Consider the following 14764-nt stretch of genomic DNA (forward strand, 5'->3'; position numbering starts at 1 on the left):
GCCCAAGCCGAACTAGCTTGAAGGTCTGCCGCCATCAGACACAGCCCGAACCGTGCGGGCCCAAGGAGATGTGCAATGCCCTCCCTCGATAGCCTGAACTGCCGCCGCGAACTGAAGATCGGCGACGCCACCTACCACTATTTCAGCCTGCCCGAAGCCGCCCAACGCCTCGGCAACATCGACCGCTTGCCCAAGTCGCTCAAGGTGCTGCTGGAAAACCTGCTGCGCAACGAAGACGGCAAGACCGTACAGCCGCAGGATCTGCAGGCTATGGTCGACTGGCTCGACAAGCGCGCCTCCGACCGCGAGATCCAGTACCGCCCGGCGCGCGTGCTGATGCAGGACTTCACCGGCGTGCCGGCGGTGGTCGACCTGGCCGCCATGCGCGACGCCATGGCCAAGGCCGGTGGCGATCCGCAGCGGATCAACCCGCTGTCGCCGGTGGATCTGGTCATCGACCACTCGGTTATGGTCGACCGCTACGCCTCCTCCAGCGCCTTCCACGACAACGTCGAGCTGGAAATGCAGCGCAACGGCGAGCGCTACGCCTTCCTGCGCTGGGGCCAGCACGCCTTCGACAATTTCAGCGTGGTGCCACCGGGCACCGGCATCTGCCACCAGGTCAACCTCGAGTACCTGGCGCGCACCGTATGGACCAAGGAAGAAGACGGCGCCACCCTCGCCTTCCCCGACACCCTGGTCGGCACCGACTCGCACACCACCATGATCAACGGACTCGGCGTGCTCGGCTGGGGCGTCGGCGGCATCGAGGCGGAAGCGGCCATGCTCGGCCAGCCGGTGTCGATGCTGATTCCCGAAGTGATCGGCTTCAAGCTCAGCGGCAAGCTCAAGGAAGGCATCACCGCCACCGACCTAGTGCTGACGGTAACCCAGATGCTGCGCAAAAAGGGCGTGGTGGGCAAATTCGTCGAGTTCTATGGCGACGGCCTTGCCGACCTGCCGTTGGCCGACCGCGCCACCATCGCCAATATGGCCCCGGAATACGGCGCCACTTGCGGCTTCTTCCCGGTGGACGACATCACTTTGGGCTACCTGCGCCTGTCCGGCCGTCCGGATGCCACCGTGCAACTGGTCGAGGCCTACAGCAAGGCTCAGGGCCTGTGGCGCGAGCCAGGCGCCGAGCCGCTGTTCACCGACAGCCTGAGCCTGGACATGGGCAGCGTCGAAGCCAGCCTGGCCGGTCCCAAGCGCCCGCAGGACCGCGTCTCGCTGGGCCAGGTCAGCCAGGCCTTCGACGACTTCGTCGGCCTGCAGCTCAAGCCGAGCGCCAAGGAAGAAGGCCGTATGCTCAGCGAAGGCGGCGGCGGCACCGCTGTTGGCGGCGACAAGCAGAGCGGCGAAATCGACTATGACGATGAAGGTCGCACCCATCGCCTGAAAGATGGTGCCGTGGTGATCGCCGCCATCACTTCCTGCACCAACACCTCCAACCCCAGCGTGATGATGGCCGCCGGCCTGCTGGCCAAGAAGGCCGTGGAGAAAGGCTTGCAGCGTCAGCCCTGGGTCAAGAGCTCGCTGGCGCCCGGCTCCAAGGTGGTCACCGAGTACTTCGACGCCGCCGGCCTGACGCCCTTCCTGGAGACACTTGGCTTCGACCTGGTGGGCTACGGCTGCACCACCTGCATCGGCAACTCCGGCCCGCTGCGCGAGCCCATCGAGAAAGCCATCACCCAGGCCGACCTGACCGTCGCCTCGGTGCTCTCCGGTAACCGCAACTTCGAGGGCCGCGTACACCCGCTGGTAAAAACCAACTGGCTGGCCTCGCCGCCCCTGGTGGTGGCCTATGCGCTGGCTGGCAGTGTGCGCATCGACCTGACCCGCGATGCCCTTGGCACCGGCAAGAATGGCCAGCCGGTCTACCTCAAGGACATCTGGCCGACCCAAAGCGAGATCGCCCAGGCCATCGCCCAGGTTGACACCGCCATGTTCCGCAAGGAGTACGCCGAGGTCTTCGCCGGCGACGAGAAATGGCAGGCCATCGCCGTACCCAAGGCCGACACCTATGCCTGGCAGGGCGACTCCACCTATATCCAGCATCCGCCGTTCTTCGAGAACATCGCTGGCGACCCACCCCGCATCACCGATATTCGCCAGGCGCGCGTCCTCGCCCTGCTCGGCGACTCGGTGACCACCGACCATATCTCGCCAGCCGGCAACATCAAGGCCGACAGCCCGGCCGGACGCTACCTGCGCGACAACGGTGTGGACAAGGCCGACTTCAACTCCTACGGCTCACGCCGCGGCAACCACGAAGTGATGATGCGCGGCACCTTCGCCAACATCCGCATCCGCAACGAGATGCTCGGCGGCGAGGAAGGCGGCAACACCCTGCACGTGCCGAGCGGCGAGAAGCTGGCGATCTATGACGCCGCCATGCGCTACCAGGCCGAAGGCACGCCGTTGGTGATCATCGCCGGCAAGGAGTACGGCACCGGCTCCAGCCGCGACTGGGCGGCCAAGGGCACCAACCTGCTGGGCGTCAAGGCAGTGATCGCGGAAAGCTTCGAACGCATCCACCGCTCCAACCTGGTAGGCATGGGTGTGCTGCCGCTGCAGTTCAATCCAGGTACCGACCGCAACAGCCTCAAGCTGACCGGTAAGGAAGTGCTGGCCATCGAAGGGCTGGAGGGCGTGGAGCTGCGCCCGCAGATGCCGCTGACGCTGATCATCACCCGCGAAGACGGCCAGCACGAGGAAGTCGAGGTGCTGTGCCGCATCGACACCCTCAACGAAGTCGAGTACTTCAAGGCCGGCGGCATCCTGCACTACGTGCTCCGGCAGATGATCGCCAACTGATGGACCTGCCCTGCCGCTCCATCCGGTAGGGCGCTTTTTCCCGTCGGGCCAGGGACGGCCAACGTCGTGACAAAAATGTGACGCCATTCAAAAAGCGTTTACACTCGCGCAAACGGACTCAGCCCTCAACTTCGCCGCTCGTCGGCCGATGACAAGGGCATTACAACGACGGACACCTGCCATGCGTAACAACCAGCCGGTCACTCAGCGTGAGCGTACCTTTCCTGCACAACAACGCCTGATATCCACTACCGACCTCAAGGGGCAGATCACCTACTGCAACGACGCCTTTGTCGAAATCAGTGGTTTCAGCCGCGAAGAGCTGACGCGTGCGCCGCACAATATCGTGCGCCACCCGGACGTGCCGTCGGCCGTGTTCGACCACATGTGGACGACCCTGAAAAGCGGGCGCCCGTGGATGGGTATCGTCAAGAACCGCTGCAAAAGCGGTGATCATTACTGGGTCAACGCCTACGTCACACCGATGACCGAGAACAACCAGGTCGTCGGGTACGAATCCGTCCGCGTCAAACCCACGGCCGAACAGGTACGCCGTGCCGAGGTTCTGTACAGCCGTATCAATGCCGGCAAATCAGCCATCCCAGCCAGCAACCAATGGCTGCCTGTGGTTCAGGCCTGGATGCCCTTCATCCTGGTCAGCCAGATCGGCTTCCTGATCGGCCACTGGATGGGCAGCAACTGGGGCTTCATCCTTGCCGCCCTGCTCTCCGTCCCGCTGGGCCTGGCCGGCATCGCCTGGCAGACCCGAGGCATCAAGCGCCTGCTGCGCATCGCCGAGCAAACCACCTCCGACCCGCTGATCGCGCAGATGTACACCGACAGCCGCGGCGCCGAAGCGCGCCTGGAAATGGCCATGCTCAGCCAGGATGCACGGCTGAAAACCTGCCTCACCCGCCTGCAGGACACCGCCGAACAACTGACCCAGCAGGCGCGTGAAGCCGACAAGCTGGCGCACAACAGCTCCGACGGTCTCGAACGTCAGCGCCAGGAGACCGAGCAGGTCGCAACCGCTGTCAACGAAATGGCTGCGACCACCCTGGAAGTGGCCAGCAACGTTGCCCGTACGGCCATCGCCACCCAGGAAGCCAACCGCCTCACCGACGAAGGCCGCACCATCGCCGCGGAAACCCGCGAAGCCATCCAGCGCCTTTCGCAATCGGTGGGCGATACCGGTGAAACCGTGACCCGCCTGGCCCAGGACAGCAACGAAATCGGCGGCGTGGTCGACGTGATCAAGGGCATTGCCGACCAGACCAACCTGCTCGCTCTCAACGCCGCCATCGAAGCCGCGCGTGCCGGCGAAATGGGCCGGGGCTTCGCCGTGGTGGCCGACGAGGTTCGCTCGCTGGCGCAGCGCACCGCCGAATCCACCGAACAGATCCATGGCCTGATCGCCAAGCTGCAACGCACTGCCGAAGAAGCCGTGTTAACCATGGAAATCGGTCGCAAGCAGGCCGATGAAGGCGTCGAACGCGTTCTCAAAGCCGATCAGGCGCTGTCTGGCATCAGCGACTCGGTCGCCAATATCGCCGACATGGCCAACCAGATCGCCGCCGCAGCGGAAGAGCAGAGCGCCGTCGCCGACGAGATCAACCAGAACATCACCACCATCGCCCAACTGGCCGACCAGACCGCTGGCGAAGCGCAAAGCACCGCCAAGCTCAGCGAAGCCCTGACCAACACTGCACATGGCCAGTACGCTCTGGTCGAACGCTTCAACCGCTGAAACAAGAGGCGCGGCGGCTTAGCCGCTGCGCCTTCTCCGCGCCTCCGTCGCCTGTAGGCGCGAAGTTGTTCGCGATCTTCCTATCCCTTTCGCAGAGCTCATAACAACTGGCTCAAACCGTTCGCCTCGCTCACTGCAACGGCTAAAGCCCGCCTCTTAATTCAATCCCCTAGCAAGCATCCAATGCCCTTCCCACCCGAAGAACACCAAGTTAAAGGCGTAGGCCCGACCGTGCAGCGCCTCGAGCAGATTGGCATCGACTCGCTGCACGAGCTGGCCAGAGCGAGCGTTGGCGATATCGTCACCGCAGTAGCGGGTCAACTTGGCTCCACCTGCTGGAAGAACAGCCCGCAAGCACGCGCAGCTATTCAAGCTGCCATCGATCTGGCCAAATCACGTCAGTAACCACACTTTCATTGCCAAGGAGTCCGGCATGCCTGCACACGAGAAGATCAACTACGTCGAATATCCTTCCCGTAACCTGCCAGCCACCAAGGCTTTCTTCCAGGCCGCTTTCAGCTGGCGCTTCACCGACTACGGGCCCGATTACGCCGCCTTCGCCGACGAAGGTCTGGATGGCGGTTTCTTCAGCGCCGAAATGTCTGCACGCAGCGACAGCGGCAGCGCATTGATCGTGTTCTACAGCGCAAAGCTGGAAGACACCCTGGCCAAGGTCGAGGCTGCCGGTGGGGAAATCGTCAAACCGATCTTTTCCTTCCCCGGAGGCAGACGCTTTCACTTCGTCGAACCGGGTGGCAACGAGTTTGCCGTATGGTCGGAGCCGGACGGTCAATAGTCCCCCCACCGGCCAGCAACCTCCCCTGCCATGTGCAGGCGAGGGCTTGGAATCGACGATGGAGACAATCCGTAACGCTTGAAAGGCGGCGCCTGCAGACCGTTATTTGACCGCCAGCCAGCTCCCAATTAACGTCCCAGCCTTTCCACCCTCGGGCGAGTATTGCCCTCGCCCGAGCCATGGAAAATCTCTGCAGGAATTCAAGGAGGCACAGGATGCGCATCATGGTGATCGGCGCGAGCCGAGGTCTTGGCCGTGCGTTGGTAGAGGGTTTGGCGCAAAGCCACGAGCTGATCGGGATTTCCCGTAGCCGTCCGGCCGATCTGGCCCCGGAGATACGGTGGATCGAAGCGGATATGAGCGATCCGCTGCAAGCTGTGGATGCCATCGAAACCCAGGCACCGCAAAAGCTGGACGCGATCATCTACAACCTGGGTATCTGGGAAGCTCGCGCGTTCGAGGATGATTACAGCTTTCTGCAGGACGACGACGCACAGATTCTCGAGATGGTCAGCGTCAATATCGGCGCGACCTTGCTGCTGCTCAAGCGCCTGCTACCGCGGGTGCTCGGCGGCGCCAAGCCGCAACTGATCCTCACCGGCTCCACCTCGGCCCTACCGCAAAGTGGCCGCCCGGAAGTCACCTTCGGTGCCAGCAAGTTCGCCCTCAAGGGCATCGCCGAGAGCCTGCGCGAAGGCTTTCGCGATCAGCGCCTGGCCGTCACCTGCCTGCAACTGGGGTACCTCAATACCCGGGATGGCTTGCAAACGCCCGTCGAGCAGGCGGCACGAAATGGTGAGGGCCAGTTGATTCCGCTGCACGATGTGGTCGCCCTGGTGCGAACGCTGCTGAACCTGTCCGAGGCCAGTTACGTACGCGAACTGGTGTTGCCTGCCATTGCCGACGAACGTTTCTGAAGCGAGGAAATCGATGCCCGATCTTTCCGTCACCCTGAAGACACCGCGTCTCGTACTGCGCCCTCTGCAAGCGGCGGACGCTCCGGCGCTGTTCGCTATTTTTTCCGATCCGCAGGTCATGCAGTACTGGAATACGCTGCCCTGGGATTGTGAGGCCGTGGCACGGGAATACATCTTTGAGGAGCAGCAGGCCATGCACGATGGCCAGCGCCTGACGCTGGCCATCGTCGACAGGAATAACGCCGAGCTGATCGGCAAATGCCTGCTGTTCAGCTACCACCCGGAGTCACGCCGCGCGGAAATCGGCTTTGGCATTGCATCTTCAGCCTGGGGCAAGGGGTACGTTCAGGAGGCGGCCGGCGAGCTGCTGCGCCACGGATTCGAAACCCTGGAACTCAACCGCGTCGAAGCGGAAATCGACCCGAGCAACGCCGCCTCCGGCCGCGCGCTCGAACGATTGGGATTCAGCCGGGAAGGTCTGCTGCGCCAGCGCTGGATCATCGACGGCCAAGTATCGGATTCGGCGCTCTATGGTTTGCTGAGTGAAAATTGGCGCAGCCGCCATAGTCACCAATAAGTCGTGAGCAACAGGTGAAGCCATGCAGAGAATCGAGCATATCCGCCTTATGGCGCGCTACAACAGCTGGATGAACGATCGGCTCTACACAGCGGCTTCCAGCCTGTCCGACGAACCTCTGAGCGCCGAACGTGGCGCGTTCTTCGACTCGATACTCGGCACGCTCAATCATCTGGTAGTGACCGACCGGATCTGGCTAGGGCGATTCGCTGCGCACCCGGCCGTTTACCAGGCGCTAGCGGCACTCGACACGCTGAACAAACCAGAACGACTGGATCAGCCGATGGCAGCGAATATCCGAGAACTTCTGGTGGTGCGCCAACGACTGGATGCCTGTCTCGAAGCCTTTTCGCAGGAAATTCGCGATGAGCAACTGGATCAGCCGCTGAGCTATCGCAATATGAAAGGTGTGGAAGCGAGAAAGAATTTCTTCGCCCTGCTGATGCACCTGTTCACCCATCAGACGCACCACCGTGGTCAGGCCACTACGCTACTGAACCAGGCGGGTGTGGATGTCGGGGTGACCGATCTACTAGTGTTGATCCCTGAAGAGCTATGAAACCGCAGTAAATGATGCGAGCACTCAAGTATCTGCTGATCACCCTCGGCGCCGCCCTGCTCATGGCGCTGGTGGCACTGCTAATCAACATTGCTGCCCGGGACACGGAGGCAACCTATGAGCTCAGAGGGCGCTACAAGCCCTCCGTCGACGGCAAGACCTACCTGGTCATCGAAGACGATAACGGTGGTCACTGCGGGACACTTTCTGTAGACGGCGCGCCCTGGCCGCACCGCCCCCATGAACCTGGTGAAATAAAGCCGGGGATACGCGCCATCCGTTGCGGCGCAGCGGTTGATCTCGAGATCAAACCCGGCAATATCTACTACTTCGATTACTGGGGACCGTAGAAACCAGAACAGGGAATCGCCGACCGTACAGGAGCTAAGCCAGCCGGTGCGGCTTTACGCCTCTCAGAGTCCGGCCAGCTTCAGCCAGTGCGTATAGAAACCTTCTGCGACACGGTTCAGCGCCCTGACATTCCGGCTCAGGTTTTCGCGCATCTCATCAATGCTCTGCTGACTGGGCTGGCTGGCATCGAGCAGGTGCGCCCAGTCGTCGAGCCAGCGCTGGATCAGCGCCTCGGTCATTTCCGGGTGCCCTTGCAGCGCCAGTACCTTGTCACCCCAGGCGAACGCCTGGTTGTCGCACCAGCGGCTGCTCAGCAGAGGCTGCGCCCCTTCCGGCATGGCGAAGGTGTCGCCATGCCACTGGAAGATGCTGAACGACTCGGGCAAATGTGCCAGCCAGGGACTGCCGGCTGACTCTGAGCGACGCTGCATGAGCTGAAAACCGGCTTCGGTGTAGGGCATACGGCGCACGCTGGCGCCGAGCGCCCTGGCCAACAACTGGCCGCCCAGGCAGTGGCCGATGATGGGAATATCGCGCGCGATCAAGCGTTGCAGCGCAGCCAACTCGTCGGCAATCCAGGGCAGCGGGTCGTTGACGCTCATCGGTCCGCCCATCACGGCGACCGCCTTGGACTGCTGCAGGTCGTAGCCGTGCAATTCGCCCAGGTCGACGCGCAGCACGTCGAAGCTGCAGCCACGCGCCTGCAGCACCTGCGCCAGGTGGGCTGGCGGGCAATAATCGATATGAGTCAGGATCAGAACATCAGCCATGAGCACCTCCGCCGCGCAGTCTGCGCGAGAAGAAGTGGCGAGTCGAGCTAGGCTGGGGTTGAAGCCATCGGCCGGACAACCGGCCGATGGTCTGTGGTGAATGCCGCTGCATTCGCCCTAACGCATGGCTGACGCTTTCACCTCCTGCGTGACGCCCCAGCCGTCCATCTTGCCGCCCAACGGGACGACGATGGACTCCAAGTCATGTTCAAATTCGCCGATACCGGCATGGGTGGCGTACATCACTTTGCTGATCTGCAGGTGCCAGACGCCGTCCTCGCGGGCGGATATCTGGGCGTTGAGCGACTCGCCGCGAAAGTTTCTGGCGGCCATTCTGGCCCGTTCTTCGTCGGGGAAGATGGCGTAGAACTCGATCGGGTGAAACTGGGCGAAGTCGAATCCCCCTTCTTTCATCCGACGCAGCACCAAAGTGCTGGAGTCTTCGTGGAAGGCTGTGCTCATAAACGACCCCCTCTCAGGCTATGGATGGATAAACCGCTTTCCCATTGCGACCGCCCTGCGGACGGTGTCGCGACCCCTGTCGGGCATCTCTAAAAACGGCTTTTTAGAGAGTTCCAGTTGGTGCTGCCCCGAGAATCGAGCAGGTGCTCGATGTGTCTACTGCAAGCGTATCGACGACTGCCCGGCAGAGCGCCAGGCGGAAACCGTCTTTTCAAGGGTAGTCGCTGAACGAGGGTTTGGCGTCAGATGGAAAGCCTTTGTGACAAAGCCGGCGACCAGCGGCAATTGGCCAGCGTAAACCACAGGGCTCGAACGAGCGGCTCTAAACTCCGCGAGCGGCCCGCTGGAGGGCCTGCCCCCTCACACGCCTCGCTCATGGAGAAAGCCCACCACACGGGCGATGGCGTAATCCGCAGCGCGCAGCACGCCGACATGCGCCTGGAATACGTGCCACAAGGCCGGATAGCGCTCCAGGCGCACAGTCACCCCGGCCGCCTTGGCGCGCTCGGCCAGACGCAAGCTGTCATTGAGCAGCAACTCGTCTTCGCCCACCTGGATCAACATCGGCGGCAAGCGGCTGAGATCGGCGAACAGCGGTGACATGCCCGGGTCATTGTGGGGTAGGTCGGGCGGGCAGTAGAGCTCGGCGGCTTGTTCGATCCAGCGCGGGTGAATCAACGGATCGCCGGCGGGCGGCTCGTGCATGTGCTCGCCAGTAAAATCGGTGGCCGGCGAGAAGCACACCAGCGCTGCTGGCACCGGCAGGCCGAGCTCGATGATGCGCAGGCAGCCGACCAGGCTCAGGTTGCCGCCAGCCGAATCGCCACCAATGGCGATCTGCTGCGGCCCATAGCCCGCTTCCAGCAGCGCCTCGTAAGCGGCCACCACATCATCGCGCGCCGCCGGATAGGGATGCTCCGGCGCCAGGCGATAGTCCAGCGCACAGACCTCCAGAGCGCCGCGCTTGGCCAGGTTGGCGCAGATACCGCGATGGGTATCCGGCCCGCCGATCATGAAGGCGCCGCCGTGCAGATAGAGCAGCACGCTGCCGCTGCTGGCAGGCGGCCGATGCCATTCGCAGGGCCGCCCGGCCAGGGTCGCCGCGCTGCGGCTGACCCCGCGCGGCGTCAGGGTGATGGCAGTGAGCACTCGCAAGATGCGGCGCTGCGCCCGCACCGGCATCGGCGGCCGCACCAGGCCGCGAAAGAACAGCCGCAGAAAGCCGCGCAACAGGCCGCGCAGCAGCATTTGTTCGGCGGCCGGGGCTTTGAAATCAGCGGACGCAGTCATAGTCGGCAAGCTCCGGAGTGCGGGTCATGAGTCGATAGGTGAAGGTGAAACCCGGCCAGTTGTTGGTGTGCTTGCCGGTGGCAGTCTGGTACCAGCTGTCGCAACCCTGTGCCCATATCGTTCGATGAGTCGCCTGTTGCAGGCCGGCGTTGTAGGTGCGTTGTACCGCCGGGCGCAGATCGAGATAGCGCAGCCCCTGCTCGCGCAGCGCGCGCAGGCAGCCCAGCACATAGGCGTACTGGCTCTCCAGCATATAGAGAATGGAGTTGTGGCCAAGGTTGGTGTTCGGCCCATAAAGCAGGAACAGGTTGGGAAAACCACTGACGCTGATGCCCTTGTAGGCCTCGGCGCCGTCCTTCCAGGCCTGGTTCAGCTCCACGCCATCAAGGCCGCGAATACGCATCGGCGCGAGGAAATCGGTGGCGGTGAAGCCGGTGCCGTAGATCAGCACATCGCAGGGATGCTCACGACCATCGGCGGTGACCAGAGAATGTTCGCGCACCTCGCTAATCGCCGAGTCGACGATCTCGACATTGGCCTGCGCCAACGCCGGGAAGTAGTCGTTGCTGATCAGGATGCGCTTGCAGCCCATGGGATAGTCCGGCTGCAACCGTGCCCGCTTGCCGGCATCGGGCAGTTGTCGCCGCAGATGGCGAGTGAAGCTGTGACGAAACAGGCGCATCAGCCAGGGAAAGCGGATGAACGCCAGCGCACGGCCCTCGTGATGCAGGTATTGCAGCAGCCGGTCGGCGCGCTGCCACAGAGGGAAACGCTGTTTCAGGGCGATCTCCCAGGCGCGGTAGAGACGATCAGGCTTGGCCAGCACATAAGCGGCCGAGCGCTGGAAGAGGTGCAGGCTGGCCACCTTCGGCTGGATCTGCGGCACGAACTGGATCGCCGATGCGCCGGTGCCGATCACCGCCACGCGCTTGCCGGTCAGGTCGAGATCATGGCGCCAGCGCGCCGAGTGAAAGGCCTCGCCGCGAAAATGCTCCAGGCCAGGCAGCTTCGGGTAGGCCGGCCGATTGAGCTGACCACAGGCGCTGACCAGCGCCTGCGCCTCGATCACCTCGCCTGCTGCCAGTTCGACCCGCCAGACGCCCCGCTCGGCATCGAATTCGGCGCCGAGCACCTCGCTGTTCAGGCGGATATGCGGGCGCAACCGGTGTTTCTCCACGCATTGCAAAATATAGGCGTGGATTTCCGCCTGTGGCGCGAACTTGCGCGACCAGTCGTGCTTGGGCTCGAAGGAGAACGAATACAAGTGCGAAGGCACGTCGCAGGCGGCGCCTGGGTAGCTGTTGTCGCGCCAGGTGCCGCCGACTTCGGCAGATTTTTCCAACAGCAGGAAGTCGTCGTCACCGGCCTTGCGCAACTGCATGGCCAGGCCCAGACCGGCAAAACCGCTGCCGATGATCAGTACGCGCCAGGGCGCGTTCGTACGGGGGTTGTTATTCATTGTGGTCTCCCCGACCCGTGTATGCCGATGAGCAGATGCTACTTGCCGTGACACGCCCCGGTTATGGCATAGTCGGCCAGGGTATTGTGATTTTCGGACAATCTATGTCAGCACCCTGGCCCGCACGACGCAGCATCACCAGCATTCAGCTACTGACCCAGCTAGGCCTCGATCTCGGCCTGAGCTTGGACAGATGCCTGCACGAAACGGGGCTCAGCCCCGTGCAACTGGCCAGCCCGAACGGCGAAGTCGAAGCCCGGCGCGAGTTACGGCTGATCAGCAACCTGATCGGCGCGCTGCCTGCAGTCGAAGACCTTGGTCTGCAGGCCGGCCGGCGTTACCACGTGACCAGCTATGGCGCCTGGGGCTACGCCATTCTCAGCAGCGCCACGGTACACCAGGCCGCCGAGCTGGGCCTGCGCTATCACGGCCTGACCTACGCGTTCACCCGCATCAGCCTGAGCGTGGATGACGCTGTCGCCAGCCTGCACTTTGATGACAGCGCCCTCCCGCCGGCGCAGCATGACTTCATCGTACAACGCGACATGCTCGGCGCCCTGGTGGTGGTACGCGAACTGCTCGGCAGCACGCTGCGATTGCTGGACGTGGAACTGCGCCAGGCCGCGCCGGCCGATCTCTCGCCTTTCATCGCCGCCTTCGGCCAGACGCCCCGCTTCGGCGCGGCGGGCAATCGAATGGGATTTGCCGCCGAGTTGCTGGACAACCCGCTACCGCGGGCCAATCCAGAACTGGTCAAGGCCTGCGAGCAACAATGCCAGGCATTGCTGGCGCGTCATCAATGGCACCAGGGTCTGGCCGGGCGCGTGCGCGAGTTGCTGCTGCAATCGCCAGGACAGATTGCCGATATGGAGCGCATAGCAGAGCGCCTGCACCTGAGCAGCCGTACCCTGCGGCGGCGCCTGATCGAAGAAGGCACCCGCTTCCGCACCTTGCAGGACGATGTGCGCCAGGCCCTGGCCGAAGAGCTGCTAACTGCCGGTGGCCTGAGCCTGGAGGAAATCGCCGAGCGCCTGGGTTATGGCGAGCTGTCGAACTTCATCCATGCCTTCAAGCGCTGGAAAGGCATTACGCCAGGGCGCTATCAGCGCGGGGCGGTCGGCTGAACCGCTACCCCTTGCGCCGCCCGGTAGCCTCCAGTGCCAGCAAGCGCATATCGGCCTGAGCCAACAGGGCCAGGCGCTCATGCTTGTCCAGGCGCTTCCAGCCCTTGATTTCCTGGCGGCTGCGGCCGCAGCCCAGGCAGATGTCCTTTTCGAATTCACAGATCTTGATGCAGGGGTTCTTGCTCATTGCGTCTCCTAGACCAGGACGGGTCGGATGCAGGCAAGAATAAAGGTCTGGGTAAGCGAGCGTGATTGAAGGATTCGATACCCGGCTTAAACGTTGTCAATGCAACGGCTGATCGCCATCCAGTTCGCTTTCGACTGGCTCGCCCTCGCTCTCCTCGGCCAGACGCAGGTCGTCGAAGTCGGTCTTGAGCCCTTGTTCCATGTCGTCCAGCTCGGCCAGCAAACTGCGGAAGCTGGTTTCTTCGCGCGGCTCGGCGGTCTCGCCTTCCTCCTGCAACGCCAGGTCGGCGCGCGCCTGCAAGCCTGCCGGCACTTCGGCGTCGTCATCCAGCGCCAGCTCCGGTTCGGGCTCCAGTTCGCGCAGGGCTGCGAGCGGCGGCAGTTCGTCGAGACTCTTCAGGTTGAAATGATCGAGAAAGCCCTTGGTGGTGGCGAACATCGCCGGGCGACCCGGTACGTCGCGATAGCCCACCACGCGAATCCACTCACGTTCCAGCAGTGTCTTGGTGATGTTGCTGTTGACCGCAACACCACGCACGTCCTCGATCTCGCCGCGCGTGATCGGCTGGCGGTAGGCGATCAGCGCCAGGGTTTCCAGCAATGCACGGGAATAGCGCTGCGGGCGTTCCTCCCATAGCCGGCCGACCCAGGGGGCGAAGCGTTCGCGGATCTGCAGGCGATAGCCCGATGCTACTTCCTTCAGCTCGAAGGCGCGGCCCTCGCAGGTTTGCCGTAGGATCTCCAGCGCCGCCTTGAACTGCGCCGGCTCGGGCCGCTCGCCCTCTTCGAAAAGCTCGAAAAGACGTTCGAGCGATTGCGCCTTGCCGGAGGCCAGCAGAAAGGCTTCGAGCAACTGGGCCAGGTCTTTGGGGTCGTTCAGGTTCATTCGGCACGGGCTCGGACGTGAATGGCGGCAAACGGCTCATTCTGCACCAGCTCCACCAAAGATTCCTTGATCAATTCGAGCACTGCCATGAAGGTCACCACCACGCCGAGCCGCCCCTCCTCGGCAGCGAAGAGCTCGACGAAAGGCACGAAAGCCCCACCCTTGAGGCGCTCCAGCACTTCACTCATACGCTCGCGGGTGGACAGTGCCTCGCGGGTGACCTGGTGACTTTCGAACATGTCGGCGCGGCGCAGCACTTCGGCCATCGACAGCAGCACCTCTTCCAGGCTGACGTCCGGCAACAGCTTGCGCGCCCGGGCCTCGGGAGCGTCCAGCTTGGGTACGGTCACGTCGCGGCCGACGCGCGGCAGTTCATCGATGCCTTCGGCAGCGGCCTTGAAACGCTCGTACTCCTGCAGGCGGCGGATCAGCTCGGCGCGCGGGTCGTCCTCTTCTTCCTCGGCCTCGGCCGAGCGCGGCAGGAGCATGCGCGACTTGATCTCGGCGAGCATGGCGGCCATGACCAGGTATTCCGCAGCCAGCTCCAGGCGCACGGATTTCATCAGCTCGACATAGCCCATGTACTGCTTGGTGATCTCGGCCACGGGAATATCGAGGATGTCGATGTTCTGCTTGCGAATCAGATAGAGCAGCAAATCCAGCGGCCCCTCGAAGGCTTCGAGGAAGACTTCCAGGGCATCCGGGGGAATGTAAAGATCCAGCGGCAACTCGGTAACCGCCTCGCCGTAGACCAAGGCGAATGGCAGCTCCTGCTGGGCGCCGGCCTGGCTGTCCACGGCTGGCGTGGCGGTTTCACTCATCG

At 63.2% G+C, this 14764-nt stretch carries 16 protein-coding genes; 9 read left to right on the forward strand and 7 right to left on the reverse strand.

The annotated features are described in order from the left end of the window. Nucleotides 1–75: 75 nt before the first annotated feature. The 8 genes from acnA to P3C50_RS11525 all read left to right on the forward strand — a co-directional run bounded on the left by acnA (nucleotide 76) and on the right by P3C50_RS11525 (nucleotide 7763). Complete coding sequence (gene acnA, locus P3C50_RS11490; protein ID WP_275546112.1) at nucleotides 76–2817, forward strand: aconitate hydratase AcnA; 2742 nt, start codon at nucleotides 76–78, stop codon at nucleotides 2815–2817. Nucleotides 2818–2998: 181 nt separating this feature from the next. Continuing rightward, the gene (locus tag P3C50_RS11495; RefSeq protein WP_275546113.1) at nucleotides 2999–4564 is read left to right on the forward strand and encodes a PAS domain-containing methyl-accepting chemotaxis protein; all 1566 of its coding nucleotides are present in this window, start codon (nucleotides 2999–3001) and stop codon (nucleotides 4562–4564) included. Nucleotides 4565–4747: 183 nt separating this feature from the next. Next, nucleotides 4748–4969, forward strand: coding sequence for a helix-hairpin-helix domain-containing protein (locus tag P3C50_RS11500; RefSeq protein WP_275546114.1), 222 nt, complete (start codon nucleotides 4748–4750; stop codon nucleotides 4967–4969). Nucleotides 4970–4997: 28 nt separating this feature from the next. After that, a complete protein-coding gene (locus P3C50_RS11505) occupies nucleotides 4998–5360 on the forward strand; it encodes a VOC family protein (RefSeq protein WP_275546115.1) in 363 nt (120 codons plus the stop codon). 215 nt (nucleotides 5361–5575) lie between these two features. Continuing rightward, nucleotides 5576–6277, forward strand: a complete 702-nt coding sequence (locus P3C50_RS11510) for an SDR family oxidoreductase (RefSeq protein WP_275546116.1) — start codon at nucleotides 5576–5578, stop codon at nucleotides 6275–6277. 13 nt (nucleotides 6278–6290) lie between these two features. Next, nucleotides 6291–6854, forward strand: a complete 564-nt coding sequence (locus tag P3C50_RS11515; protein WP_275546198.1) for a GNAT family N-acetyltransferase — start codon at nucleotides 6291–6293, stop codon at nucleotides 6852–6854. A gap of 22 nt (nucleotides 6855–6876) precedes the next feature. Further along, complete coding sequence (locus P3C50_RS11520) at nucleotides 6877–7413, forward strand: DinB family protein (RefSeq protein WP_275546117.1); 537 nt, start codon at nucleotides 6877–6879, stop codon at nucleotides 7411–7413. A gap of 11 nt (nucleotides 7414–7424) precedes the next feature. Beyond that, entirely contained in the window at nucleotides 7425–7763 is a 339-nt protein-coding gene (locus P3C50_RS11525; RefSeq protein WP_275546118.1) for a hypothetical protein, read from the forward strand. A gap of 63 nt (nucleotides 7764–7826) precedes the next feature. Here P3C50_RS11525 and P3C50_RS11530 read toward each other — a convergent pair whose 3' ends face one another. The 4 genes from P3C50_RS11530 to P3C50_RS11545 form a co-directional block, all read right to left on the reverse strand. Beyond that, nucleotides 7827–8534, reverse strand: coding sequence for a type 1 glutamine amidotransferase (locus P3C50_RS11530; RefSeq protein ID WP_275546119.1), 708 nt, complete (start codon nucleotides 8532–8534; stop codon nucleotides 7827–7829). 117 nt (nucleotides 8535–8651) lie between these two features. Beyond that, nucleotides 8652–8996 carry a ribonuclease E inhibitor RraB gene (locus P3C50_RS11535; protein ID WP_275546120.1) on the reverse strand — a complete coding sequence of 115 codons (345 nt, stop codon included), beginning with the start codon at nucleotides 8994–8996 and terminating at the stop codon, nucleotides 8652–8654. A gap of 360 nt (nucleotides 8997–9356) precedes the next feature. Continuing rightward, nucleotides 9357–10286: an alpha/beta hydrolase gene (locus tag P3C50_RS11540; RefSeq protein WP_275546121.1), complete on the reverse strand. Its 930-nt coding sequence runs from the start codon at nucleotides 10284–10286 to the stop codon at nucleotides 9357–9359. After that, entirely contained in the window at nucleotides 10270–11745 is a 1476-nt protein-coding gene (locus tag P3C50_RS11545; protein ID WP_275546122.1) for a flavin-containing monooxygenase, read from the reverse strand. Before P3C50_RS11545 ends, P3C50_RS11540 begins: the two co-directional genes overlap by 17 nt. 104 nt (nucleotides 11746–11849) lie before the next feature. Here P3C50_RS11545 and P3C50_RS11550 point away from each other — a divergent pair, with 104 nt between their 5' ends. Continuing rightward, the gene (locus P3C50_RS11550) at nucleotides 11850–12869 is read left to right on the forward strand and encodes an AraC family transcriptional regulator (protein ID WP_275546123.1); all 1020 of its coding nucleotides are present in this window, start codon (nucleotides 11850–11852) and stop codon (nucleotides 12867–12869) included. Nucleotides 12870–12873: 4 nt separating this feature from the next. Here the strand turns inward: P3C50_RS11550 and P3C50_RS11555 are convergent, their stop codons facing one another. The 3 genes from P3C50_RS11555 to P3C50_RS11565 form a co-directional block, all read right to left on the reverse strand. After that, nucleotides 12874–13056 (reverse strand): DUF1289 domain-containing protein, encoded by a 183-nt coding sequence (locus P3C50_RS11555; protein WP_197856588.1) that lies wholly within the window; start codon nucleotides 13054–13056, stop codon nucleotides 12874–12876. A 96-nt stretch (nucleotides 13057–13152) separates the two neighbouring features. Then, a complete protein-coding gene (gene scpB / locus P3C50_RS11560) occupies nucleotides 13153–13941 on the reverse strand; it encodes an SMC-Scp complex subunit ScpB (protein WP_197856589.1) in 789 nt (262 codons plus the stop codon). Further along, nucleotides 13938–14636, reverse strand: coding sequence for a segregation and condensation protein A (locus P3C50_RS11565; RefSeq protein ID WP_275546199.1), 699 nt, complete (start codon nucleotides 14634–14636; stop codon nucleotides 13938–13940). The genes scpB and P3C50_RS11565 overlap by 4 nt, the downstream gene beginning before the upstream one ends. Nucleotides 14637–14764: the final 128 nt, after the last annotated feature.

It is taken from the genome of Pseudomonas sp. Marseille-Q0931, from assembly GCF_940789645.1.
Taxonomy (GTDB): domain Bacteria; phylum Pseudomonadota; class Gammaproteobacteria; order Pseudomonadales; family Pseudomonadaceae; genus Aquipseudomonas.